The organism is Gordonia sp. PP30 (assembly GCF_023100845.1).
Lineage (GTDB): Bacteria > Actinomycetota > Actinomycetes > Mycobacteriales > Mycobacteriaceae > Gordonia.
Genome location: NZ_CP095864.1, coordinates 2,584,654 through 2,607,716 on the forward strand (window position 1 = coordinate 2,584,654; position 23,063 = coordinate 2,607,716).

Below are 23,063 nucleotides of genomic sequence, written 5' to 3' on the forward strand. Positions count from 1 at the left end.
GTCACACCCCGACGGGGGCCGCCTCTTCACGAACGGCCCGCCGCGGAGCCGGATCGAACAGCCGGTCCACCAACGCGCCGAAGACGAGTCCGATCACGAGCCAGATCAGCGTCTGGTTGAGCAGCGAGTACCACCGGAACTTCCACAGCACGTCGGCGTCGAACCCGGGATAGACGATCTGTCCGGGCGCGACGGTCCTGCCGTCGATGGTCAGCGGCGTGGACAGGATATTGGTGATCGGCTGCGGGGTCTCGGTGGCGGCCCGGGCGAAACCGAACTGGCCGCTGTGCGCCACGTTCGCCGACAGATCGCCCAGCGACGGCATCACCGCGAGCGCGATCCCGAAGACCACCAGGAACCCGACGACGCTGACGATGATCGACGTGCCGCGCCCCAGCCGGGGCGTCAGCTTGACCGCCGCGTACACGGTCAGGCCGAGCAGGATCAGCGAGATGGCCACCATGCCCAGGTACAGGTGTCCACGGGTCTGGATGGTGAAGTCGTGACCGATGGCCGGCGGGTTGGCCGGGTACTTGACGAACGGCAGCAGGAATACGCCGAGGTAGCCGAAACCGGCGATCAGCCACGCCAGAGTGCGCGGACGGATCGAGAACCGGCCGTGCAGCACCACATACGCGACCGCCACGAGCGCACCCATGGCGATGGAGAACCCGATGATGCCGGTGGCGATCCCGACGGTCGACTGGATGGTCCGGCTGAAGATCTCCGGCCCGTCCGGTTCGACCGCCCGGCCGGCCGCCTGATTCAGCGCGTGCAGGGCGTCGTCGCGCCCCGACTCGTAGTCGATGGCCTTGTTGATGACGGGTTCGGCGAAGACCTTGGCGAAGACGAAGCCCAGCACGCCCGCGATCAGACCGGCGAGCGCTCCGCGCCCGATGACACGGAGTTCCATGATGTCGGTCCCCGCTCAGTGGCAGGGGAAGCCGAGGAAGTGACGGGAGTCGTGCACCCATTCGTGCACGACCATCGTCTTGCCGAAGACCGACGTCATGCCCTCGTCGACACCGATGAAGTAGTACGCCAGCAGTGCGAGCAGCACCGTGATGCTCAGGATCAGGGCGACGCGTCCGGCCGACAGCGCCTCGGCGGAGATGCCGGCGCGCGGGTCGTGGGTCGAAACATGTGTGCTCATCGGGAGGGCCTCCTTCGGGGTGGTGCGCCCCGTCGTCGTCGGATATCGAGCATGACGGCCGCGTATCTGACTCGATCCCCGGCCATCCGGTGATCTCACAGTGGCGCCACCGTCCCGGAGTCCCACCGGGTTCCGCTGGCCGTCGTACCCTCTCAAGCCGACCACCCGACATCGCCGCAGGTCAAGCCGGTGACCGATTTGCCACGAAGGTCGCATCCAGGGCGCGATCCACTCTCCCGGCACCGGGTAGATCTACGCATCGGGCACCCCGCAGGACTACTCGACTTGTCTCTTGGGGCCGCTGCAGCACGTTCGCGGGACCCCGATCACGGTAGGTTTGTCCCAAGCTTTGCCCCCGTCGCTCTCGCCCAGGAGGAATAGTGCCCGTCGCACCAGGTTCTGACATCGCCGGTTACCGGGTTGTCGCCCAGCTCGGGTCGGGCGCCATGGGCGACGTCTATCTGGTCGAGAACCCGCATCTGATGCGCCGGGAAGCGATGAAGGTGATCTCGGTCGGCGGGACCTCGAACCCCGACTTCCAGACGCGCTTCACCAACGAGGCCCGCACCGCGGCCGCCCTCGATCACCCGAGCATCATCACCGTCTACGCGTACGGCGTGGAGAACGACGCCCCGTGGTTCACCATGAGCTACCTCGACGGCCCCGACCTGGCGTCGGTGCGGCTCTCCACCGCCGACGTGATCAACGCCGTCTCACAGGTCGCCGACGCCCTCGACTACGCGCACGCGCGGCAGGTGGTGCATCGCGACATCAAGCCGGCGAACATCGTGATCACCCGCGACGAGCACGGCAAGCTCCGCCGCGCCGTGGTGCTCGACTTCGGCATCGCGCGGCTGGCCGACTCGCCGCAGCTCACCGCGGCGAACTCGGTGGTCGGCACCATGGCGTACACGGCGCCCGAGATCATCTCCGGCCAGACCGCCGACGCGATGTCCGATCAGTACGCGCTCGCCTGCACCACGTACACGCTGCTGGCCGGCACCACGCCGTTCCACGGGGACACCTCGGCCGCGATCATGATGGCGCACCTGCAGCAGCCGACGCCGTCGATCGCCCAGGTCCGTCCCGACCTCGCCGCGCTCGCCCCGGTGCTGGAGCGCGCCATGGCCAAGGCCCCGGCCGCCCGCTTCCCCGACTGCCGCACCTTCGCCGCGGAACTGCAGCGCGCGCTCGGCCAGACGCCGGGCGGCACCGCGACCGCGGTGGCGCCGGTGCCACCGGCCGGCGCGCCGAGTCAGCCGTCGCACCCCTCCCAGCCGTCACATCCCTCCCAGCCGTCGTATCCGACCGCGAACACCGGCGGCCAGCCGTCGGCGATGCCGCCCGGCTTCACCGGATTCCCCGGTCAGCAGAGCCATCCGAGCGTGCCGGGCACGGCCGGACAGACCGCGTGGTCGCCGATGGCGTCGTACCCGGGCCAGCCCGGCTATCCCGGCGCGCCCGTGCCGCCGAAGAAGAGCCGCAAGGCGCTGTGGATCTCACTGGCGGCGATCGCCGCGGTGGTCATCGTCGCGGTGCCCCTCGGGATCTTCCTCGCGAACATGGGCGGCGACGACGACGCGCCACCGACCGCGTCCGCCGCCACACAGGCTCAGCTGGCGTCGTTCGTCGGCACCGTCTGCGCCGTCCAGCACGACGCGCTGTACTGCTGGGGCAACAACGGCGACGGCCAGCTGGCCGACGGCACCAAGGACGACCGGGCGACACCGGTCAAGATCAACGGCCTGACCAATGTCACCGCCGTCTCGGTCGGCGGATACCTGCCGAGCAGCAGTGATTCGTCGGCGACGATCTCGGTGTGCGCCGTCGCCGACGGCCACGCGTACTGCTGGGGCAGCGGCCTGTTCGGCGTCCTCGGCGACCAGGACGACGGCGACCGCGGCACCCCCTACCAGGTGCCGGGGCTCGGCAAGGTCACCGCGATCGCCACCGACTTCCACACGACCTGCGCGGTCTCCGACGGCGACGTCTACTGCTGGGGCTGGAACGCCAACGGCGAGGGCGGACGCGGCTCCAGCGCCGGCCAGATCAACACCCCGACCAAGGTCGACGGCATCGGCGGCGTCGCGTCGATCTCGATGCGGCTGGGCACCACCTGTGCCCTGACCACCGAGCACAAGGCCTACTGCTGGGGCGATAACCGCAACGGCCAGCTCGGCAACGGCAACACCAGCGACGAGTACCAGCCGCAACTCGTCGGGAATCTCCTCGACAAGAAGGTGACCTCGATCGCCGTCGGCGGCGGGTCGTCGAGCACCAGCCGGTTCAGCCAGGTCTGCGCCGTCGCCGACCACCAGCTGTACTGCTGGGGCGCCCCGATCGGCGACGGCTCCAGCGATCAGACGACGCCCGCGCTGGTGAGCGGAGTGGAGAAGGTCGAAGCGGTCACCACCGACCTGAACACCGTGTGCACGGTGGCGTCGGGCGACGTGTACTGCTGGGGCAGCGACGGCTACTCGCAGGCCGGCGGCTCCGGTGATCCGAAGATCGTGAACTCACCGCGTCAGGTCAACGGCCTCAGCAAGGTCACCGCGGTGATGACCGGCACGCTGACCAGCTGTGCCCGCTCCGGCGACGACCTCTACTGCTGGGGTGACGGAGAGATCGGTCAGCTCGGCAACGGCAGCAAGACCGAGAAGACGGCGACGCCGCAGAAGGTTCAGTTCCCGGCGTGAGCTGAGGCGTAAAGGCAGATCGCCGACGCGGCCGCGAGGTTGAGACTCTCCGCGCGGCCGCGGATCGGGATCGACACCCGATGGTCGGCGGCGGCAAGGACGTCGCCGGGCAGGCCGTGCGCTTCGTTGCCGAAGAGCCACGCGTGCGGCCGGGCCAGCAGCTCGCCCGCGGCGGGCAGCGGCACCTCCCCGTCCATCGTGGTGGCGAGGGTGGTGCGGCCGGCAGCACGGATACGGTCGAGCGCCCCGGCGATGTCACGGTCGGTCAGCAGCGGGACATGGAAGACGCTGCCCGCGCTGGCCCGGACGCATTTGCCGTTGTGCGGGTCCACGCAGTCCCCCAGCAGCACCACCGCGTCGGCGCCCATCGCGTCGGCACAGCGAATCAGGGTGCCGAGGTTCCCGGGCTCCCGTGGTTCGACGGCCACGACGAGGAATCCGGCGCCCGCGAGGGCGTCGTCGTCCACCGGTCCGGTCAGGAGTTCACAGACCGCGATGATGCCGGGCGCGGTGGTCGTCTCGGCGAGTTTGTCCGCGGCGCGCGCGTTGAGCAGGTGCACCGGAAGACCGGCCGCTTCGGCGCGGTCGATGAGCCCGGCGAAGCGCTCGGCGTCGTCGGACCGGACCAGCAACTGTTGTGCCCGGCCGGTGGCGAGGGCGGCGTCGACGCTGTTGGCGCCCTCGGCGAGGAAACGGCCCTCGGCACGTCGTACCGGGGCGCGATGAAGCTTGGACAGCGAAACGACCCGTGACGAGCGTTCGGTGAGAACGTCCATCACGGGTCGTTTCGGTGGGTGCTGATCGGCGACGATCAGGCAGCCGGCGCGTTGACGTCGGCCGGGAGCGCCTTGCGCGCGACCTCGACCAGGCCGGTGAAGGCGGTCGGGTCGGTGACGGCCAGGTCGGCCAGCACCTTGCGGTCCACCTCGACACCCGCGAGCTTGAGGCCCTGGATGAAGCGGTTGTAGGTCATGTCGTTGGCGCGGACCGCGGCGTTGATGCGCTGGATCCACAGCTTGCGGAACTCACCCTTGCGTGCGCGGCGATCGCGGTACGCGTAGGTCAGCGAGTGGAGCTGCTGCTCCTTGGCCTTGCGGTAGAGGCGCGAACGCTGGCCGCGGTAGCCCTTCGACGCTTCGAGGGTGCTGCGGCGCTTCTTCTGGGCGTTGACGGCCCTTTTCACACGTGCCATGAGTATCTAGTCCTTCACTAACGATTCTTGAAAGTCACTTGTTGAGCAGGCGCTTGATGCGCGGGGCGTCGGCCTCGCTGACCACCTCGGTGCCGCTCATCCGGCGGGTGACGCGCGACGACTTGTGCTCCAGGAGGTGGCGCTTGCCGGCCTTCTCGCGCACGATCTTGCCGCTGCCGGTCACCTTGAATCGCTTCGCGGTGCCCTTGTGAGTCTTGCTCTTAGGCATGAATTTCCTTCATTCGGGCGAAGTCCGATCCCGGGCCGGCTGGCCGGCTCGGGATCGACTCCGCGTGAGTGGGGGTTTCGGGGTGGGTGCGGCTCAGGAGCCCGAAGCGGACTGCTTGGCCTGCGCCCTGGTCTTGGATCCCTTATGCGGGGCCAGGACCATGGTCATGTTGCGGCCGTCCTGCTTGGCCGAGGTCTCGACGAAGCCGTAGTCGGCGACGTCGCCGGCCAGCCGCTGGAGCAGCCGGAAGCCCAGCTCGGGGCGGGACTGCTCGCGACCGCGGAACATGATGGTGACCTTCACCTTGGAACCCGCTTCGAGGAACCGGACCACGTGACCCTTCTTGGTCTCGTAGTCGTGGTCGTCGATCTTCGGGCGGAGCTTCTGCTCCTTGATGACGGTCATCTGCTGGTTACGGCGGGACTCGCGCTGCTTCTGCGCCGCCTCGTACTTGAACTTGCCGTAGTCCATGATCTTGCACACCGGCGGGCGCGCGTCGGGCGCGACCTCCACCAGGTCCAAGTCGGCTTCTTCAGCCAGGCGGAGCGCATTTTCAACACGCACGATGCCCACCTGCTCCCCGCCGGGGCCGACAAGTCGAACCTCGGGGACGCGGATGCGGTCGTTGATGCGGGTCTCGGTGCTGATGTGGCCTCCTCGATCAATGTTTCTCTCTCGCCGACCGGGCTGGGCGGTGGCGGAGTAACAAGGGGGGCTTCGAACCGTGGACGCCATCGATCGCGGGCCGCGCCCTTCCCTACGGAAGGTCGCGCTGCACCGTCGTCGTACGATGACGTGACCGGAACCGCAAAACTGCGCGTTTCTCGCTCATCGAGCTTGTCGAAACGTCACGTCGGGCGGTGGGATTCGAAGATCCTCTTGCTACCCCGACAGAGCCGGGGCGGTCGTGCTGTGCCAGTCTAACAGTCGTGAGCGCAGATTCCCACTCGACCGATCCGTCCGGCACGCCGGAGTCCTCCGCCGACGACCAGGTCCGCGAGCTGGCCACCATTCCGGCCATCGAGGTGATCACCCGCGCCGCCGTCATGCTGATGAGCGCGGCGGCGGAGAAGATCGGTCCCGAGGCCGGCGGTGACGAACAGTACCGCGACCTGCCGGAGGCCCGCGCCCTGATCACCGCGCTCGCCGGTCTCGTCACCGCCTCCGCGGGCGACCTGGGCCTGCACCGCAAGCCGATCCGCGACGGCCTCACGGCCCTGCAGCTCGCGTTCCGGGAGGCCAGCGCCTACCCCGACGCCCCGGGCGAGGGCCCGGGCGAGAAGCTGACCGGCCCGGTCAAGGGATAGTCGTTCCCGCTGGTAGCTTGCAGGCATGTTCGGTAAGGCACGACGTCAGCAGCAACACATCGATCACCTGGCGGCACACGTGCGGAATCTCACGGGTCTTTCGGGGGTTCTGGCCGAAAGGGCGGGAGTGGACCAGCGCGAACTCGCCGCCCTCGAAGCCGACGCCGACCCCGGCCTCACCTCTGAGGTGCGCGGATTGGCCGACCGTGGTGACGCGGTAGCCGCCATCCGCGCCTACCGCGTGGCCACCGGCGCGGGATTGATCGAGGCGAAGGACGCCATCGACGCCTACACCACGCGACGGCCTTAGTCTCTCGTTCTCAGACCGTTGCATCGACGGTCATCATTCCCGCTTCTGCGACGGTCTGCGAGCTACCCCGCGTTGCCGGAGGCCATCGACTTGCGGATCTCGTCGAGCTTGGCTTTCGCGGCCTGCTCGCGCTCGGCGAAGAACTCGTCGAACGACATGCTCTCGGGCATCGCGGCGAGCAGTTCCTCGGTGCCGATGGCGAGCGCGGCGCGCTGCTCGATCTTCTCCCGGACGTGGTCGAGGGTCGGTTCTCCGGCGCGCGTGTAGCCGGTGACCTCCTCGTACGACGGGGCGCTGACGCCGGGCATCTCGACCACCTCGGCGTCGAGGATGGTGTCGGGATCGATCGGCTGGTCGGCGCTCATGGCCCCAGCCTAGTGGCGGCGCCGCTGGCGGCGCCGGACGGTCCAGCCGAACCTGGACGCCGCTGGCGATACCTGACCAGCGGCGTGGAAGTCCGCCAGCGCCGTCCGACGACGCCCGCGCGATCAGCTGGCGGACTCCTCGGCGGGGAGCAAGGGCCGCAGGAAGCCGCCGGTGTGTGACGCCGGGGTGGCCGCGATCTGTTCGGGGGTGCCCTGCGCGACGACGGTGCCGCCGCCGCTGCCACCCTCCGGCCCCATGTCGATCACCCAGTCGGCGGTCTTGATCACGTCGAGGTTGTGCTCGATGACGATCACCGTGTTGCCCTTGTCGACCAGGCCGTTGATCACCAGCAGCAGCTTGTGGATGTCCTCGAAGTGCAGGCCTGTGGTGGGCTCGTCGAGCACGTAGACGGTGCGGCCCGTCGAGCGCTTCTGCAGTTCGGCGGCCAGCTTCACGCGCTGCGCCTCGCCACCGGACAGCGTCGGCGCGGGCTGCCCGAGGCGCACGTAGCCGAGGCCGACGTCGACCAGCGTCTTGAGGTAGCGGTGGATCGAGCTGACCGGCTCGAAGAATTCGGCGGCCTCCTCGATCGGCATGTCGAGCACCTCGGCGATGGTCTTGCCCTTGTAGTGGACTTCCAGCGTTTCGCGGTTGTATCGCGCACCGTGGCAGACCTCGCACGGGACGTAGACGTCGGGCAGGAAGTTCATCTCGATCTTGATGGTGCCCTCGCCCATGCACGCCTCGCAGCGGCCGCCCTTGACGTTGAACGAGAACCGTCCGGGCTGGTAGCCGCGCACCTTGGCCTCGGTGGTGGCCGCGAACAGGGTTCGGATCTTGTCGAAGACGCCGGTGTAGGTGGCCGGGTTGGAGCGCGGGGTGCGGCCGATCGGCGACTGGTCCACCTGGACCAGCTTGTCGAGGTGCTCGAGCCCGGTGATGCGGGTGTGGTGGCCGGGAACCTGTCGTGCACCGTTGAGCTTGTTGGCGAGGACGGTGGCCAGAATGTCGTTGACCAGGGTCGACTTGCCCGACCCGGACACCCCGGTGACGGCGGTCAGCACCCCGAGCGGGAATTTCACGTCGATGCCGCGCAGATTGTTCTCGCGGGCGCCGACGACGGTCAGCTGGCGCTTGCGGTCGATCGGCCGCCGCAGGTCGGGCACCTCGAGGGTCTTGCGGCCCGACAGGTAGGCGCCGGTCAGCGATTCCTTGTTCTTCAGCAGCGCCTTGTAACTGCCGCTGTGCACGACCTGCCCGCCGTGCTCGCCGGCGCGCGGGCCGATGTCGACGATCCAGTCGGCGGCGCGGATGGTGTCCTCGTCGTGCTCGACGACGATCAGCGTGTTGCCCAGGTCGCGCAGGCGCACCAGGGTGTCGATCAGGCGGCGGTTGTCGCGCTGGTGGAGACCGATCGACGGCTCGTCGAGCACGTACAGCACCCCGGCGAGGCCGGCGCCGATCTGCGTCGCGAGCCGGATACGCTGCGCCTCGCCACCGGACAGTGTGCCCGCGGCGCGCGCCAGCGAGAGGTATTCCAGGCCGACGTCGAGCAGGAAGGTGATGCGCGCCTGCACCTCTTTGAGGACGCGCCCGGCGATGGCGGCCTCGCGCTCGCCGAGCGCCAGCGAATCGAGGTATTCGGCGCACTCGGCCACCGACAGCGCGGTGACCTCGGCGATCGACTTGTCGCCGTGCTCCGGGCTGTGCAGCGTGACGGCCAGGATCTCCGGGCGCAGCCGCGTCCCCGAGCAGGCCGGGCACGGCACGTCGCGCATGTAGCCCTCGTACCGCTCCTTCATCTGCTCGGATTCGGTGGCGTCGGCCCGGCGCGTCAGGAAGGCCATCACGCCCTCGAACTCGGTGTAGTAGCTGCGCGTGCGGCCGTAGCGGTTGCGGAACTTGACGTGCACCTGATGGTCGGAGCCGTCGAGCAGCGCCTTGCGGGCGTTGCGCGGCAGTTTGTTCCACGGGGTGTCCAGATCGAAGCCCATCTGTTCGGCGAGCCCGCCGATGAGCCGGCCGAAGTATTCGGCGTTGTGGCCGGTGGACCACGGGGCGATGGCCCCCTCGGCGAGGGTCATGTCCGGGTCGGGAACCACCAGCGACTCGTCCACTTCCTTGCGGACGCCGAGGCCGTCGCACACCGGGCACGCACCGTACGGCGAGTTGAACGAGAAGCTGCGCGGTTCCAGGTCGTCGATCGCGATCGGATGGTGATTGGGGCAGGCCATCTTCTCGGAGAAGCGGCGAGTCCGTTCCGGGTCGTCCTCAGCGCGGTCGACGAAGTCGAGCACGACGATCCCGTCGGCGAGCCGCAGCGCGGTCTCCACCGAATCGGTGAGCCGCTGCTTGGCCGACGGCTTCACCACCAGGCGGTCGACGACGACGTCGATGTCGTGCTTCTCCTGCTTCTTGAGCTTCGGCGGATCGGCGAGCTGATGCACCACCCCGTCGACGCGGGCACGCGCGAAACCCTGGGTCTGGAGTTCGGCGAACAGGTCGACGAACTCGCCCTTGCGCGTCCGGACCACCGGAGCGAGGACCTGGAACCGGGTCCCCTCCTCCATGTCGAGCACCTGGTCGACGATCTGCTGCGGCGTCTGCCGGGAGATCTTCTCCCCGCACACCGGGCAGTGCGGGGTACCGGCGCGGGCGTAGAGCAGGCGCAGGTAGTCGTACACCTCGGTGATGGTGCCGACCGTCGACCGCGGGTTGCGGTTGGTCGACTTCTGGTCGATGGAGACCGCGGGCGAGAGACCCTCGATGAAGTCGACGTCGGGCTTGTCCATCTGCCCGAGGAACTGGCGCGCGTACGCCGACAGCGACTCGACGTAGCGGCGCTGTCCCTCGGCGAAGATCGTGTCGAAGGCGAGCGACGACTTCCCGGACCCGGACAGGCCGGTGAAGCAGATCAGCGAATCACGCGGCAGATCGACGTCGATGCCACGCAGATTGTGCTCACGCGCACCCCGGACGATCAGGCGATCTACCACTGCTCAAACCTCACAGAATTCATGTTCGTCACCGCTGCCGGTGCAGCGGTTTTCCCATTGATCAAGCCTACGCGGGGGTACCGACAAGATCCGCGCTGGAAGCCTTCGCCCGTAGCGGACACCGCGAGACCTGTGAGCGCGGCCACTACCCTGAACGGTATGAGCATTCCAGTGACGATCTCCGACGACTACACCGGCGACGTGACGCCCGCGCCGGACCATCACGGCGTCCGCGCCCAGCGCCGGATCCTCGACGACGCGACGATCGTCAAGATGTCGGTCGGCCCGATGGACAACAACGTGTACGTCGTGACCGACGCCGCGACCGGCAAGAGCCTGCTGATCGATGCCGCCAACGACCCCGAATCGATCCTCATCCTGCTCGACGCACTGCCCGGCGAGCTGACCCAGATCGTCACCACGCACGGCCACTTCGACCACTGGCAGGCCCTCGAAGACGTGGACCGCGCGACGCACGTCCCGACCGCGGCCGGCGAGGCCGATGCCCCCGAACTGCCCGTCGCCCCGACGCGGCTCCTGCACGACGGCGACACCATCGAGGTCGGCGGCCTCACGCTCGACGTGATCCACGTGGTCGGCCACACCCCCGGCTCCATCGTCCTCGCCCTCACCGAGAAGAGCGGCCGCGTCCACCTGTTCACCGGTGATTCGCTGTTCCCCGGCGGCGTCGGCAAGACCTGGCAGCCGGGCGATTTCGAGATCCTGCTGAACGACGTGGAGACCAAGCTGTTCGGGCGGTACGGCGACGACACCGTCGTCTACCCGGGTCACGGCAAGGACACCACGCTGGGCGCCGAGCGCCCGAGCCTTCCGGAGTGGCGCGAGCGGGGCTGGTAGCGACCCGGTGGACGTTCGACCGCGCGAAGGGCCGGCGACCGACCGGAGTCGAGATCAACCGCCCGACGACGGGACCGGTCTCGACTCCGCACGATCGTCGGGGACGGGCCGGAAGCGGTCGATCAGTGCCAAAGGGGGTCGAGGCCCGCACATCGCCGCGCGGATGTGCTTACTCTCGATGCGGAGCCCCCGTTCACGGCGGCGGGCCGTCCGCACGCTGTAGTCCCCGAAAGCCGGAAGGTGTTCTCCCCTGTGATTCTCCGCAAGATCGCCCGTCCCCTACTCGCTTCCGCGTTCATCGCCTCGGGCGCCGAGTTGCTGCGCGCGCCGGCCCCCGTCGTCGAGACGGTGCAGCCGATGGTCGACACCGGCCGCGATGCGCTGCCCGCCCCGGTCGCGGGCAAACTGCCCGCCAATGCCGCGACGGCGATGCGGATCGCCGGTGCGGTGCAGATCGGCGGCGGCGTGCTGCTCGCCACCGGCAAGATGCCGCGCTTCGCGTCCGGCATTCTGGCCGCCTCGATCGTCCCGGTCACCGTCTACGACAGCGCGTTCTGGACCGAGACCGACCCGGTGCGCCGCGAGGCCCGCAAGGTCGGCCTGATCAAGAACGCCGGGCTCCTCGGCGGTGTCCTGATCGCCGCCGGTGACACCGCGGGCCAGCCGTCGCTCGCGTGGCGCACCCAGCACGCCATCGCCGAGGCCGAGTTCGCCGGCAAAGTCGCTGCCAGGGAAGCCCAGCTGGCCGGCAAGGTCGGCAAGCGGGCGGCCAAGCGCGCCGCGAAGCGGGCCGCCCGTCAGGCCCTCCGGTCGCACGGCCACCCGGTCGCCGCCCTCGCCCTCCCGGTCGCCGTCAAGGCCGGATCGTCGGCCGTCTCGCACCTGAACGACAAGGCCGGCGACGACTTCGCCGACTTCACCGACCGGGCCGCGGTCGTGGCCGACAAGGCACGCGGCCGTGCCGAGGTCGCCGCGGTGAAGGCCAAGGCCAACGCGCCGGTGCTCGCCGAGAAGGCCCGTAACCGGGCCGAGGAGGCCGCCGCGGTGATCGCCGACCGCGCCCCCGTGGTCGCCGAGGACGCCAAGGACAAGGCCGCCGAGCTGGCCGGCAAGGTCGCCGACCGCGCGCCGGTGGTCGCCGAGAAGGCCCGCGACGGTGCCGAGCAGGCCCGCGACCTGGCCGCGGACTTCGCGAGCAAGGTGGCCGACCGGGCACCCGAGGTGGCCGAGGACGCGAAGGAGAAGGCCGCCGCGGCCGGCCAGAAGGTGGCCCGCCGCGTCCGCAAGGCGCAGGAGAAGGCCGCGAAGAAGGTCGCCGAGGCGAGCTGACACGCACCGCAGTCGCTGTCGACGACGGCCGCCCGACCACGTCGGGCGGCCGTCGTCGTTCCTGCCGATGTCGCGGCGGATCAGTACACTGGAACGACTGTGACCCCTGATCCCCGCCTCGCCGAAGAACAGGTCTACCTCGATGCCGTCTACGGGCGGCTCGACCGCATGCGCGCGACCGCGAACCGGCGCCTGGATGCCACGCTGCTCGAATCGGCGGGGACGCCGCAGGCGCTGTCCGAGCGGGAGTCGTACGAGCGGCACTACCAGCAGATGCTGACCCGGATCGACGCCGCCGAGCACAACCTGTATTTCGGCCGGCTCGACATGTCCGACGGCGAGCCGGACGACGACCCGGTGCGCCGGATCGGGCGCATGGGCATCCTCGACGACGATCAGGTGACCACCCTGCTCCTCGACTGGCGCGCCCCGTTGTCGCGGCCGTTCTACCTCGCCACCCCGGCGTCGCCGGAAGGCGTGGACCGGCGGCGCCACCTGCGCACCCGGACCCGGGCCGTGCGCTCGGTGTCGGACGAGTACCTGCTCTCCGGTGAGATCGACGCCGCCGACGCCGGTGAGGTCTCGGTGGTGAACGAGACCGCGCTGGTCGCCGCGCTCAACGCCGCCCGGACCGGCGAGATGACCGACATCGTCGAGACCATCCAGCGCGAGCAGGACGAGATCATCCGCTATCGGCACCGCGGGGTGCTGGTGGTGCAGGGCGGGCCCGGCACCGGTAAGACGGCGGTCGCCCTGCACCGCGCCGCCTACCTGCTCTACACCCATCGCGACACCCTCTCGCGCAGCGGTGTGCTGATCATCGGCCCCAACGAGACCTTCCTCGACTACATCGCGCAGGTCCTCCCCTCCCTCGGCGAGACCGGCGTGCTGCTGTCGACCGTCGGCAATCTGTTCCCGGGAATCCGGGCGGAAGGCACCGACAGCCGTCGTGCCGCCGAGCTCAAGGGCGACGCCGAGCGGATGCTCCCCGTCCTGCGCGCCGCGGTGCGGGGCCGTCAGACGCTGCCGCCGCGGGGAGTGACCGTGCAGGTCGACGGCTATCCCGTCGCGGTCGACGCCGAGGTGATCAAGAAGGCCCGCGCGGCGGCGCGTTCCACCCGCCGTCCGCACAATCTGGCGCAGCGGACCTTCCTGCGGACCGCGCTCGACGAGCTCGCCGCCGCCCACGCGCGGAAGATCGGCTCGTCCACGCTCGACGGATCCTCGCTGCTGACCGCCGCCGATCTCACCGACATCCGCGACGAGATGGAATCCGACGACGACGTGGTCCGCACCGTCCTGGAGTACTGGCCGGCCCTCACGCCCCAGCGACTGCTCCGCGAGTTCTACTCGGACACCGCCTTCCGGCGCCGGTCCACGCGCGGCTGGACCGACGACGACCGCGCCGCCCTGGCCCGGCCGGCGCATCCGCTGCCCGACGACGCGGACCTCTCCCCGGCCGACGTTCCGCTGCTCGACGAATTGGCCGAGCTCATCGGCTACCGCACCGACGAAGCACAGCGCGAGCAGAAGGCTCAGTGGCGCAGGCGGATCGCGGAGGCACAGGACGCCCTCGACATCCTCACCGGCTCGGCGCCCCAGGATCTCGAGGATGAGATGGACCCCGAGCTGCTGATGGCGTACGACCTGATCGACGCCGAACAACTCGCCGAGCGCCAAGAGGTGACCGAGTACCGGACGACGGCCGAGCGCGCCTACTCCGACCGGAACTGGACCTTCGGTCACGTGATCGTCGATGAGGCCCAAGAGCTGTCGACGATGGCGTGGCGGATGATCATGCGCCGCATCCCGAATCGGTGGATGACGGTGATCGGGGACACCGCGCAGACCGGCGATCCGGCGGGCACCACGTCGTGGGGGCGGATCTTCTCGTCGTACGTCGCCGATCGGTGGCGGCTGCGGGAGCTGACCGTCAACTACCGCACGCCGACCGAGATCACCCGCTACGCGAATCGCCTGCTGGCGCGGATCGATCCGGCGCAGACGCCGCCGGAGTCGTTGCGGAGCAACGGGATCGAACCGTACGCGGTGCCGACCTGGGACGAGAGCGCGCTCGCCACGGCGCTGGCCACGGCGCGGGCGGCGGACTGGCCGGGACTCACCGCGGTGCTGGTGGCCGACGTCGAGGCCGACGCGGCGCGAGCCGCCGACGATCCGGACGGTATCCGGGTGCTGCCGCTGACCTCGGCGAAGGGACTGGAGTTCGACAACGTGGTGCTCGCCGAACCCGCCGAGATGCTCAGCACCTCACCGCGCGGACTGTCGGACCTGTACGTGGCGCTCACCCGGGCGACGCAGCGGCTGGTCGTGGTGCACGATGCACCGCTGCCGGCAGATCTCGCGGATCTGCCGGCAGGGGAAGACGTCTAGAAGGTGTGGTCTCGACTTCGCTCGACCGGCATGCAACCGTGCCCGACCAACATGGAACCGTGCCCGACCACCATGATGGTCGAGCGGAGTCGAGACCGGGCGAACTACGTGGTGTGGACGATGAGGACGTCGCAGGCCGCCTTGCGGGCGACGTCGGCGGGGACCGAGCCGAGGAGGCGGCCGGCGATCGAGTTGAGCCCCTTGTTGCCCACCACCAGGAGATCGGCCTGGACATCGGTGACCAGCTGCAGCAGCGCGTCGACCGGGGCGCCCTTGACCGAGCGGGTCTGGATCACCGACGCACCGGCGGCGGCCGCGCGCTCCTTGGCGCTGCGCAGGATCTCCTCGGTCGGCGAGCTGCCCATCACCTGGTAGGCGTCGGCACCGAGCGCGTCGCTCGCGGCGCTGGCCGAGCGACCGTCGTTCGGGAAGTAGGCGCACGCGATCACGAGGGTGGCGCCGTCACCGGCGATGCCTCCGGCACGCGCGACGGCGTGCAGCGAGGACTCAGATCCGTCCGTACCGACGACGATGGTCTTGTAAGCACTCATTCTGGGTTCTACCTCCGGAGTGTTCCCGGCCGGCGTCTCCGACCTGAAGGGCAGTGTCCTAGAAGATACCTTGCCACGCCGGTAACTTACGGCTACTTGATCCCCGCCGCATCCATCCCGCGCAGTTCCTTCTTCAGATCCGAGATCTCGTCGCGCAGCCGCGCGGCCAGCTCGAACTGCAGATCCCGGGCCGCGGTCATCATCTGCTCGGTCAGTTCCTGCACCAGATCGGCAAGCTCGGCGCGCGGCATCGACGATGTGTCCCGCTGCTCGTAGACCCCGGCGCTGACCGCCTTGGACACCTCGCCCTGGGCACGCCGCCCGCGGCTGGCGTTGCGGCCGGAGCCGCCGATCTCCACGGTGTCCTCGGCTTCGGCGTACACCTGGTCGAGGATGTCGTTGATCTTCTTCCGCAGCGGCTGCGGGTCGACGCCCTTCTCGGTGTTGTAGGCGATCTGCTTGGCGCGTCGCCGATCGGTCTCGTCGATCGCGTTGCGCATCGAGTCGGTCACCTTGTCGGCGTACATGTGCACTTCGCCGGACACGTTGCGGGCCGCGCGGCCGATGGTCTGGATCAGCGACGTGGTGCTGCGCAGGAAGCCCTCCTTGTCCGCGTCCAGGATCGCGACCAGCGAGACCTCCGGAAGGTCGAGTCCCTCGCGCAGCAGGTTGATGCCGACCAGCACGTCGTATTCGCCGCTGCGCAGCTGACGCAGCAGTTCGACGCGCCGCAGGGTGTCGACCTCGGAGTGCAGGTAGCGGACGCGGACACCGAGTTCGAGCAGGTAGTCGGTGAGGTCCTCGGCCATCTTCTTGGTCAGCGTGGTGACCAGCACGCGCTCGTTCCGCTCGGACCGTTCGCGGATCTCGCCGACCAGGTCGTCGATCTGGCCCTTGGTGGGTTTGACGACGATCTTCGGGTCGAGCAGACCGGTCGGCCGGATCACCTGCTCGACGAATTCGCCGCCGGACTGCCCCAGTTCGTACGGCCCGGGCGTGGCCGACAGGTACACGGTCTGGCCGACGCGGTCGACGAACTCATCCCAGGTGAGCGGCCGGTTGTCGACCGCCGACGGCAGCCGGAAACCGAACTCGACCAGATTCCGCTTGCGCGACATGTCGCCCTCGTACATCGCGCCGATCTGCGGCACGGTCACGTGGGACTCGTCGATCACCAGGAGGAAGTCGTCCGGGAAGTAGTCGATGAGGGTGGCCGGCGCGCTGCCCGCACCGCGGCCGTCGATGTGCCGCGAGTAGTTCTCAATGCCCGAACAGAAGCCGACCTGGCGCATCATCTCGATGTCGTAGTTGGTGCGCATCCGCAGTCGCTGCGCCTCCAGGTGCTTGCCCTGCGCCTCGAACTGGGTCAGCCGCTCCTCCAGCTCCTTCTCGATGCCGTCGATGGCCCGGGCCATCCGCTCGGGACCCGCGACGTAGTGCGTCGCCGGGAAGATGCGCAGGCTGTCGACCCGGCGGATCACGTCGCCGGTCAACGGATGCAGGTAGTAGAGCGCCTCCACCTCGTCACCGAAGAACTCGATGCGGATCGCGAGCTCCTCGTACGACGGGATGATCTCCACGGTGTCGCCACGGACCCGGAAGCTGCCGCGGGTGAAGGCGACGTCATTGCGGTTGTACTGGATGTCGACCAGCAGCCGCAGCAGGGCGTCGCGGTCGACGGTCTCCCCCACCGACAGCTCCACCGACCGGTCCAGATAGCTCTGCGGGGTGCCCAGGCCGTAGATGCATGACACCGAGGCCACCACCACGACGTCGCGCCGGGACAGCAGGCTCGACGTGGCCGAGTGCCGCAAGCGCTCGACATCGTCGTTGATCGAGCTGTCCTTCTCGATGTAGGTGTCGGTCTGCGCGATGTACGCCTCGGGCTGGTAGTAGTCGTAGTACGAGACGAAGTACTCGACGGCGTTGTTCGGCAGCATCTCGCGCAGCTCGTTGGCGAGCTGGGCCGCGAGAGTCTTGTTGGGCGCCATCACCAGCGTCGGCCGCTGCATCTTCTCGATGAGCCACGCGGTGGTCGCCGACTTGCCGGTGCCGGTGGCACCCATCAGGACCACGTCGCGTTCGCCCGCGGTGAGCCGCTGCTCCAGGTCGGCGATCGCGGTGGGCTGGTCGCCCGCGGGCTCGAGTTCGCTGATCACCTCGAAGGCCGCGGCGCTGCGCTCCACCTCCCCGATGGGGCGGTATTCCGAATGCGCGACGATCGGCTGTTCCGCTGCAAATGCCATGAGACCAGGGTATCCGGCAGTACCGACAACGCCGGGTGACCAGCGCTCCGTGAGCGCTTCCCAGGCGACTGGCAGGTTCGGCGGCGACAATGGATGCGCACAGCCCCGCACCGACCGAAGGACGATCGACCATGGATCAGCCCGTCTCCACACCCGTCGCCCGCCGTACCGTTCTGACCGGCACCGCGGTCGGCGCCGTCGCCCTCACCGCGGCCGCCTGCGGCGACGCCCGGCAGGCCGCGACCAAGCCCAAGACCACCGAGACTCCGGGCACCGCGCTCACCACCACCGACAAGGTGCCGGTCGGTGGCGGTGTGGTGACCGGCGACATCGTGGTGACCCAGCCCGTCGCCGGCCAGTACAAGGCCTTCGCCCGCACCTGCCCGCACGCGGGGTGCGCCGTCGCGGCCGAGGGCGCCGGGCTGGCCTGCCCGTGCCACGGCAGCCGATTCGACCTGTCCGGCGAGGTGACGCAGGGGCCGGCCGCGTCGAACCTCACCTCGGTGCCGATCCGGGTCGACGGCACCGACATCGTCCGGGCTTGACGAGGCGGTACCTGCGACCCTGGCCCGGGCCGCCCCGCGCCCGGACAATGGGACCATGACCGACGGACAACTCCGTGAGTTCGAGATGACCACGCTCCGCCGGGTCGGCGAGAAGGTGATGCCGCCTCTCGTCCGGACCGGTCTGATACCGCACACCTACATGCTCACCACCGTCGGCCGGAAGAGCGGGACGCCGCGGAGTCACCCGGTCACCCTCGTCGAACGTGACGGCCGCCGCTGGCTGGTGGCCCCGTACGGCCCGGTCGGCTGGGTGCACAACGCCCGCGCCGCCGGTACGGTCCGTATCCGGCGGCGCGGGGAGAACAGCGAACTCAGGATCCGGGAGGTCACCGATCCCGCGGAGGCCGCGCCGATCCTGAAGGACTACCTCGCGATCACCGGTCCGCCGCGCGACTATTTCACCGCCGCTCCGGAGGCGCCCCTCGCCGAGTTCGAGGCGGAAGCCGGGCGCCACCCGGTGTTCGAGTTGCTGCCCGGCGGCCGATGATCAGCCGGTGACGCCGGTCATCTCCAAGTTTTCCTTGCCGGTGGAGTGCTCGGCGAGCACGGCACCGTCGTGCAGGCTCACCGCGAGCACCCGCTTCTTGGCCGGATCACTGACGTAAGCGGTGGAGCCGATCACGTGCAGATCGGGCATCGGATCCTGCCAGTTCTCCGGCTCGGTCCACGGATCGATCACCGGGTAGGCCGCCTTCTCCTGACCGCTCTCGGCATCGAAGACGTGCAGCTTGCCGTCCGCGCCGAGCAGCAGCGCCTCGCCGGCCGGACCGCGGCCGAGCGAGCGGAAGCTGTAGGTGGTGTCGATGTCAACCACCTTGATGGTCTTGCTGCGGGTGTCGGTCAGCGAGAACTTCTTCGGGTGCTCGTGCTCGTTGTTCTTCTCGGTCTTGTAGTCGCCCATGACGATCGGCGACACCTCGCTGCCGGCCTGGTTGCCGATGCGGGCGTACGGGTCGGCGGCCTTCACCTTGGTGATCTGCTCACCCTGCACCAGCAGGATGCCGTCCTCGCAGCCGAAGCTGACCACACCGCCCTGCGCGGCCGCCTCACCGTGCAGTCCCGGGCACTGATCGTTGCTCGCGATCGTCTTGCCGGAGGCGTCCCGGATGATGACCCCGGTGCGGGTCTTCGCATCGCCCTGCGACACGATCACCGATCCGTCCGCGCGGGCGACGGCCACGCCGTGGTGCGCAGGCACGGTGAACTTGCTGATCATGGCGTCGTCCGAACCGATCTTGGCGGAGTCGAGGATCTCGACCTCGCCGGTGCCGTCGCTGAACAGGGTGGTCCGGCCGTCGTGCACCACGAGATGACCGGGCTTCTCGCCACCGAAGGACTGGTCGGTCATCTTCGGCGCGGCCGTGTAGTAGTGCGAGTGATCGCCGTGCGGTTCGCTCCAGGTGCCGGCGTCGAGCAACTGGAACCCGTTGGAGGTCGAGACGAAGACGTAGCGCCCATTGCCGGCGTCGTTGACACGGGTGAACCCGTCGACCGGGATGTCGGAGACCGAATCGAGGGTGTCGGCGTCAATCACGTTGAGGCCGCCGTCGTAGGTGAGCACCAGGCGCGGCGTGGCCTTTCGCTGTTCGACCGGCTTGCTCGCCGACTGGCTCGCGGAGTCGGCCTTCCCGTCGTCGCTGGAGCAAGCGACGAGTGCCAGTAACGCCGCGGACGAGACGATCATGAGTTTTGAGGTGTTTCGCATGGCGCACAGTGAACACTTCAATGAAAAATATTGTCAATAAAGCATGAGAGCATGCTTCGGCGGACGTTCCGATCGGTCGCGACCGTCGTACCGGCGGCATAGGGTGAGGCCATGACCGGCACCCCGATTCCCCACGTCACGGCCGTCACACTCGGCGTGCGCGACGTCGAGACCGCTACCCGCTTCTACACCGAGGGTCTCGGATTCCGGCCCGTCAGCCGGATGGGCGACGAGATCGCGTTCGTCCAGGCCGGGCACGGACTGCTCCTCGCTCTCTGGAACATCGAGTCGATGCCGGGCGAGTACGGCGACGTGGGGCACGGGCCGCTCGCGCCACCGATGTCGCTGGGGCACAACGTCTCCGCCGCCGAGCACGTGGACAAGCTGTATCACCGCGCCCTCGACGCCGGAGCCACATCGATCGGCGCGCCGAAACGGCAGGAGTGGGGCGGGGTGAGCGCGTGCGTCGCCGACCCGGACGGCTTCCGCTGGGACTTCGTCTACAACCCGGCGTTCACGGTCGACGCCGACGGCGAGATCACCGGTGTCTGAATCCGCGCCCCCGGCGCATGTCCACCCGCCCAAGCGGGAGGTGTTCGACGTGCCCGCGATGACCAACACCGACAACAAGGGATTCGTGCGCCCGGTCCTCGACTACCGCGAGACGCTCTACGGCCTCTACATGTCCCGCACCGCCGACCATCCTCGGTTCAGCCATCTGGAGAGCTGGCTGCTGCCGTCACTGGGGCTGCGCGCCAACATCTTCCATTTCACCGAGGGTTACCGCTCCGGCCAGCGCCTCTACCTCGACGTCGGCCGATTCTCCGGACCGGACGACGACGGGCGGTGGCACGCCGTCGACTGGTATCTCGATCTGGTCGACGTGCCGGGCACTCCCCTGGCGCTGATCGACGTCGACGAACTCTTCGAGGCCCACGCCGCGGGCCTGGTCACCACCGGCGAGGCGACGTCCGCCACCGAGATCGCCGTCCGGGCCCTGGCCGGCGCCGCCCGCACCGGCGGGATCCAGGACTGGCTCGACGAGCAGGCGGGCGAACGGATGCGCTGGCTCGACCGCGCCTGACACCGGGCGGCCGCCGGTGGCTCCGGGTGCCCGTCATCGCCGGTATGACAGACTTTCCCCGAATATCCGTACACATGCAGGAAACCGGGAGCACCGATGACCACACCCCCGACCGAACCCATCGGCGACGATTCGGCCCCCGAGCAGCCCCAGCAGTTCGATCAGCAGCAGCCTCCCGGTCAGTACGACGCCGGCCCGGCGACCGGTGCGCCGTACCCCGGTCCGGCGGGCGCCGGTCCCGCGGGCCAGTATCCGGCGGGCCAGGTTCCGGCCGCGCCGTACCCGCCGATCGCCGCGCCCGGCGCCGCCCCGGCGGGACCTGGCTACGCGTATCCGGCCGGACCCGGGTACGCCCCGATGCCGCCGGCCCCGCCGAAGAAGTCGCGCACGCCGCTGATCGTCGCGCTCGTCGTCGGCGTCGTCCTCGTCGTGGCGATCGTCGCGATCGGCGCCCTCGCCTTCATCGGCCGCGCGGCGAACTCGGTCTCGGACGCCATCACCTCCGCGACCGCCACCCCGTCGTCGGCGGTCGATCGGACCGCGATCGGCGACTGCGTCCGCGTCAACGGCACGGAGATGAACACCGACGTGACCGCCATCGACTGCGCCGACACCAGCGCCGTCTCGTTCATCGTCGGCGACAAGCAGCCCACCAGCGACGCCTGCAAGACCGCCGGCTACGAGTACTACTACACCGAATACGGAGGCTCGGGCACCGACAAGGCGCTCTGCCTGATCGCGAACTACCGCGTCGGCACCTGCTACGAGGAGTCCACGCTGGGGCTCGGCATCGACCTGAAGGAGGTGTCGTGCGATCAGAGCTCCGGCGCGATGACGATCCGCTACCAGATCACCGAACGTGTCGACAGCCAGCAGGTTCCCCGCTGCTCCGATCCCGACAAGCAGAAGAAGATCAGCCATCTGATCCACACCGATCCGGCCCGGCCCATCGGGTTCTGCGCCGAGATCCTCGGCGACTACATCTGGCAGCGCTGACCCGCGGCGCTCAGGCGTTCTCCACCTCGCGCGATGCGTGCGAGGCCGCCCGATACACCTGCTCGGTCTCCGAGTAGGTGTACCGGGCCGGCACCTGCGAAGAGGAGTCCACGGTCGCCGTCGGCATCGATCCGAAGACCGTGTCGTGCGCGGAAGCGTCGTCGATCATGACGGTGCGCTACAAGATCGCCCGTACGTCGACTCCGCGAACGTGCCGAACCGCACCGATGCCGGCTGACGGAAGCCACGCATCGCCGTCTACTCCGGACCGGTCTCCGCCGATCTGCGGGCACCGGCGACGATGCCGTCGATCAGCCGGCCGAGCCCGAACTCATAGGCATGGTCGGCATCGCCCGGCCCGGCGAAGAGTTCGCCGACCACGCTGCCCACACGGGATGAGACCGGGTAGTCCCCCGCGGGCATCGACTCAGCCAGCCGTGGCCCGGCGACGGCCCACCACTGCGCGTCGGTCATCCCCGAATCCCGGTGCGCCGCACGCTGATCGATCCGTGAGCGGGCGTTCCCCATCGCGAACGCCCGCAGGGCGGCGACCACCGCGTCCAGTTCGACGTCGCCGAAGACCATGCCCTCCCGCGCGGCGGCTTCCGTGATCGCGACCAGCTGCCGCTCGTAGCGCCGCGACGATCCGGGGCCGGGCACCGGCCGCCAGGCCGGCACTCCGAGCAGCCACGGATGCGCCAGCAGTTCGTCCCGGTACTGTCCGGCGACCGCCCGCAGACACTCCGCCAGACCCGTCTCCGCACGGATCGGTCCGTCCTCGGCGGCCACCGCGTCGACCATCAGCGCCAGCAGCACCTCGCGGTTCGGCACGTAGGTGTACAGCCCCATCGGACGGAGCCCGACCCGCGCGGCGAGGGTCCGCATCGACAGCTCCGCCAGTCCGTGCGCGTCGGCGATACCGATCGCCGCGGCGACCACCTCGCGCACGCTCGACCGCTGCCGCGGCCCCGGCCGGGGCGCCGGCGTCTCGTCCGCCCGGGCCGCACCCCACAGCAGATCGACGATCCGCCGCACGTCGTCGGCGCTCTCCGCCATTCTCGACAGTCCTCTCCGTAGGGTGTACGGTA

24 protein-coding genes and 1 riboswitch are annotated in these 23,063 nt (G+C 69.3%); of the genes, 11 read left to right on the plus strand and 13 right to left on the minus strand.

Annotation, left to right across the window (positions count from 1 at the left end):
• Position 1 precedes the first annotated feature (1 nt).
• Positions 2-913 carry a CbtA family protein gene (locus MYK68_RS11920; RefSeq protein ID WP_247863912.1) on the minus strand — a complete coding sequence of 304 codons (912 nt, stop codon included), beginning with the start codon at positions 911-913 and terminating at the stop codon, positions 2-4.
• Between the two features lie 15 nt (positions 914-928).
• Positions 929-1,153 carry a CbtB domain-containing protein gene (locus MYK68_RS11925; protein WP_247863913.1) on the minus strand — a complete coding sequence of 75 codons (225 nt, stop codon included), beginning with the start codon at positions 1,151-1,153 and terminating at the stop codon, positions 929-931.
• 39 nt (positions 1,154-1,192) lie between these two features.
• Positions 1,193-1,338: riboswitch (cobalamin riboswitch) on the minus strand.
• A gap of 195 nt (positions 1,339-1,533) precedes the next feature.
• On the opposite strand from MYK68_RS11925, the gene MYK68_RS11930 reads away from it, so the two are divergent.
• A complete protein-coding gene (locus MYK68_RS11930) occupies positions 1,534-3,849 on the plus strand; it encodes a protein kinase domain-containing protein (protein WP_247863914.1) in 2,316 nt (771 codons plus the stop codon).
• On the opposite strand, the gene MYK68_RS11935 is transcribed toward MYK68_RS11930, so the two are convergent.
• The 4 genes from MYK68_RS11935 to infC all read right to left on the minus strand — a co-directional run bounded on the left by MYK68_RS11935 (position 3,834) and on the right by infC (position 5,936).
• On the minus strand, positions 3,834-4,625 hold the full coding sequence (locus tag MYK68_RS11935; protein WP_247863915.1) for a TrmH family RNA methyltransferase: 792 nt from the start codon (positions 4,623-4,625) through the stop codon (positions 3,834-3,836). The genes MYK68_RS11930 and MYK68_RS11935 overlap by 16 nt on opposite strands.
• A 35-nt stretch (positions 4,626-4,660) precedes the next feature.
• Positions 4,661-5,041: a 50S ribosomal protein L20 gene (rplT, locus tag MYK68_RS11940; RefSeq protein WP_247863916.1), complete on the minus strand. Its 381-nt coding sequence runs from the start codon at positions 5,039-5,041 to the stop codon at positions 4,661-4,663.
• 34 nt (positions 5,042-5,075) lie between these two features.
• Positions 5,076-5,270 carry a 50S ribosomal protein L35 gene (rpmI, locus tag MYK68_RS11945; RefSeq protein ID WP_247863917.1) on the minus strand — a complete coding sequence of 65 codons (195 nt, stop codon included), beginning with the start codon at positions 5,268-5,270 and terminating at the stop codon, positions 5,076-5,078.
• Between the two features lie 93 nt (positions 5,271-5,363).
• Positions 5,364-5,936 carry a translation initiation factor IF-3 gene (gene infC / locus MYK68_RS11950; RefSeq protein ID WP_247868035.1) on the minus strand — a complete coding sequence of 191 codons (573 nt, stop codon included), beginning with the start codon at positions 5,934-5,936 and terminating at the stop codon, positions 5,364-5,366.
• A gap of 263 nt (positions 5,937-6,199) precedes the next feature.
• Between infC and MYK68_RS11955 the strand changes: the two genes are divergently transcribed.
• A complete protein-coding gene (locus MYK68_RS11955) occupies positions 6,200-6,577 on the plus strand; it encodes a DUF1844 domain-containing protein (RefSeq protein ID WP_247863918.1) in 378 nt (125 codons plus the stop codon).
• A 25-nt stretch (positions 6,578-6,602) separates the two neighbouring features.
• Positions 6,603-6,887, plus strand: coding sequence for a hypothetical protein (locus tag MYK68_RS11960; protein ID WP_247863919.1), 285 nt, complete (start codon positions 6,603-6,605; stop codon positions 6,885-6,887).
• Positions 6,888-6,949: 62 nt separating this feature from the next.
• Here MYK68_RS11960 and MYK68_RS11965 read toward each other — a convergent pair whose 3' ends face one another.
• The gene (locus MYK68_RS11965; RefSeq protein WP_247863920.1) at positions 6,950-7,252 is read right to left on the minus strand and encodes a hypothetical protein; all 303 of its coding nucleotides are present in this window, start codon (positions 7,250-7,252) and stop codon (positions 6,950-6,952) included.
• Positions 7,253-7,375: 123 nt separating this feature from the next.
• Entirely contained in the window at positions 7,376-10,249 is a 2,874-nt protein-coding gene (uvrA, locus tag MYK68_RS11970) for an excinuclease ABC subunit UvrA (protein ID WP_247863921.1), read from the minus strand.
• A 159-nt stretch (positions 10,250-10,408) separates the two neighbouring features.
• Here uvrA and MYK68_RS11975 point away from each other — a divergent pair, with 159 nt between their 5' ends.
• The 3 genes from MYK68_RS11975 to MYK68_RS11985 all read left to right on the plus strand — a co-directional run bounded on the left by MYK68_RS11975 (position 10,409) and on the right by MYK68_RS11985 (position 14,827).
• Positions 10,409-11,107, plus strand: a complete 699-nt coding sequence (locus MYK68_RS11975; RefSeq protein ID WP_247863922.1) for an MBL fold metallo-hydrolase — start codon at positions 10,409-10,411, stop codon at positions 11,105-11,107.
• Between the two features lie 252 nt (positions 11,108-11,359).
• The gene (locus MYK68_RS11980; RefSeq protein WP_247863923.1) at positions 11,360-12,436 is read left to right on the plus strand and encodes a DoxX family protein; all 1,077 of its coding nucleotides are present in this window, start codon (positions 11,360-11,362) and stop codon (positions 12,434-12,436) included.
• A 99-nt stretch (positions 12,437-12,535) separates the two neighbouring features.
• Positions 12,536-14,827, plus strand: a complete 2,292-nt coding sequence (locus MYK68_RS11985) for a HelD family protein (RefSeq protein ID WP_247863924.1) — start codon at positions 12,536-12,538, stop codon at positions 14,825-14,827.
• Positions 14,828-14,931: 104 nt separating this feature from the next.
• Here the strand turns inward: MYK68_RS11985 and MYK68_RS11990 are convergent, their stop codons facing one another.
• Entirely contained in the window at positions 14,932-15,378 is a 447-nt protein-coding gene (locus MYK68_RS11990) for a universal stress protein (protein WP_247863925.1), read from the minus strand.
• 92 nt (positions 15,379-15,470) lie between these two features.
• Positions 15,471-17,624, minus strand: coding sequence for an excinuclease ABC subunit UvrB (gene uvrB / locus MYK68_RS11995; RefSeq protein WP_247863926.1), 2,154 nt, complete (start codon positions 17,622-17,624; stop codon positions 15,471-15,473).
• Positions 17,625-17,755: 131 nt separating this feature from the next.
• On the opposite strand from uvrB, the gene MYK68_RS12000 reads away from it, so the two are divergent.
• Both MYK68_RS12000 and MYK68_RS12005 read left to right on the plus strand, forming a co-directional pair.
• Positions 17,756-18,169: a QcrA and Rieske domain-containing protein gene (locus tag MYK68_RS12000; RefSeq protein WP_247863927.1), complete on the plus strand. Its 414-nt coding sequence runs from the start codon at positions 17,756-17,758 to the stop codon at positions 18,167-18,169.
• Between the two features lie 55 nt (positions 18,170-18,224).
• The gene (locus MYK68_RS12005; RefSeq protein WP_247863928.1) at positions 18,225-18,677 is read left to right on the plus strand and encodes a nitroreductase family deazaflavin-dependent oxidoreductase; all 453 of its coding nucleotides are present in this window, start codon (positions 18,225-18,227) and stop codon (positions 18,675-18,677) included.
• Here MYK68_RS12005 and MYK68_RS12010 read toward each other — a convergent pair whose 3' ends face one another.
• The gene (locus MYK68_RS12010; protein ID WP_247863929.1) at positions 18,678-19,895 is read right to left on the minus strand and encodes a hypothetical protein; all 1,218 of its coding nucleotides are present in this window, start codon (positions 19,893-19,895) and stop codon (positions 18,678-18,680) included.
• Between the two features lie 111 nt (positions 19,896-20,006).
• On the opposite strand from MYK68_RS12010, the gene MYK68_RS12015 reads away from it, so the two are divergent.
• The 3 genes from MYK68_RS12015 (at position 20,007) to MYK68_RS12025 (ending at position 21,975) form a co-directional block, all read left to right on the plus strand.
• Positions 20,007-20,447 carry a VOC family protein gene (locus tag MYK68_RS12015; protein WP_247863930.1) on the plus strand — a complete coding sequence of 147 codons (441 nt, stop codon included), beginning with the start codon at positions 20,007-20,009 and terminating at the stop codon, positions 20,445-20,447.
• 58 nt (positions 20,448-20,505) lie between these two features.
• Entirely contained in the window at positions 20,506-20,979 is a 474-nt protein-coding gene (locus MYK68_RS12020; RefSeq protein ID WP_247868036.1) for a ribonuclease FAU-1 family protein, read from the plus strand.
• 96 nt (positions 20,980-21,075) lie between these two features.
• Positions 21,076-21,975: an LppU/SCO3897 family protein gene (locus MYK68_RS12025; protein ID WP_247863931.1), complete on the plus strand. Its 900-nt coding sequence runs from the start codon at positions 21,076-21,078 to the stop codon at positions 21,973-21,975.
• 10 nt (positions 21,976-21,985) lie between these two features.
• On the opposite strand, the gene MYK68_RS12030 is transcribed toward MYK68_RS12025, so the two are convergent.
• Both MYK68_RS12030 and MYK68_RS12035 read right to left on the minus strand, forming a co-directional pair.
• On the minus strand, positions 21,986-22,144 hold the full coding sequence (locus tag MYK68_RS12030) for a hypothetical protein (protein WP_247863932.1): 159 nt from the start codon (positions 22,142-22,144) through the stop codon (positions 21,986-21,988).
• 89 nt (positions 22,145-22,233) lie between these two features.
• A complete protein-coding gene (locus MYK68_RS12035; RefSeq protein ID WP_247863933.1) occupies positions 22,234-23,031 on the minus strand; it encodes a TetR/AcrR family transcriptional regulator in 798 nt (265 codons plus the stop codon).
• Positions 23,032-23,063 lie beyond the last annotated feature (32 nt).

What these genes read in the sequence shown, in the direction of transcription:
- MYK68_RS11920 (WP_247863912.1), bottom strand. Translation starts at nt 913, where the DNA reads ATGGAACTCCGTGTCATCGGGCGCGGAGCGCTCGCCGGTCTGATCGCG.
- MYK68_RS11925 (WP_247863913.1), bottom strand. Translation starts at nt 1,153, where the DNA reads ATGAGCACACATGTTTCGACCCACGACCCGCGCGCCGGCATCTCCGCC.
- MYK68_RS11935 (WP_247863915.1), bottom strand. Translation starts at nt 4,625, where the DNA reads ATGGACGTTCTCACCGAACGCTCGTCACGGGTCGTTTCGCTGTCCAAG.
- rplT (WP_247863916.1), bottom strand. Translation starts at nt 5,041, where the DNA reads ATGGCACGTGTGAAAAGGGCCGTCAACGCCCAGAAGAAGCGCCGCAGC.
- rpmI (WP_247863917.1), bottom strand. Translation starts at nt 5,270, where the DNA reads ATGCCTAAGAGCAAGACTCACAAGGGCACCGCGAAGCGATTCAAGGTG.
- MYK68_RS11960 (WP_247863919.1), top strand. Translation starts at nt 6,603, where the DNA reads ATGTTCGGTAAGGCACGACGTCAGCAGCAACACATCGATCACCTGGCG.
- MYK68_RS11965 (WP_247863920.1), bottom strand. Translation starts at nt 7,252, where the DNA reads ATGAGCGCCGACCAGCCGATCGATCCCGACACCATCCTCGACGCCGAG.
- MYK68_RS11975 (WP_247863922.1), top strand. Translation starts at nt 10,409, where the DNA reads ATGAGCATTCCAGTGACGATCTCCGACGACTACACCGGCGACGTGACG.
- MYK68_RS11990 (WP_247863925.1), bottom strand. Translation starts at nt 15,378, where the DNA reads ATGAGTGCTTACAAGACCATCGTCGTCGGTACGGACGGATCTGAGTCC.
- uvrB (WP_247863926.1), bottom strand. Translation starts at nt 17,624, where the DNA reads ATGGCATTTGCAGCGGAACAGCCGATCGTCGCGCATTCGGAATACCGC.
- MYK68_RS12000 (WP_247863927.1), top strand. Translation starts at nt 17,756, where the DNA reads ATGGATCAGCCCGTCTCCACACCCGTCGCCCGCCGTACCGTTCTGACC.
- MYK68_RS12005 (WP_247863928.1), top strand. Translation starts at nt 18,225, where the DNA reads ATGACCGACGGACAACTCCGTGAGTTCGAGATGACCACGCTCCGCCGG.
- MYK68_RS12010 (WP_247863929.1), bottom strand. Translation starts at nt 19,895, where the DNA reads ATGCGAAACACCTCAAAACTCATGATCGTCTCGTCCGCGGCGTTACTG.
- MYK68_RS12015 (WP_247863930.1), top strand. Translation starts at nt 20,007, where the DNA reads ATGACCGGCACCCCGATTCCCCACGTCACGGCCGTCACACTCGGCGTG.
- MYK68_RS12020 (WP_247868036.1), top strand. Translation starts at nt 20,506, where the DNA reads ATGACCAACACCGACAACAAGGGATTCGTGCGCCCGGTCCTCGACTAC.
- MYK68_RS12025 (WP_247863931.1), top strand. Translation starts at nt 21,076, where the DNA reads ATGACCACACCCCCGACCGAACCCATCGGCGACGATTCGGCCCCCGAG.
- MYK68_RS12030 (WP_247863932.1), bottom strand. Translation starts at nt 22,144, where the DNA reads ATGATCGACGACGCTTCCGCGCACGACACGGTCTTCGGATCGATGCCG.
- MYK68_RS12035 (WP_247863933.1), bottom strand. Translation starts at nt 23,031, where the DNA reads ATGGCGGAGAGCGCCGACGACGTGCGGCGGATCGTCGATCTGCTGTGG.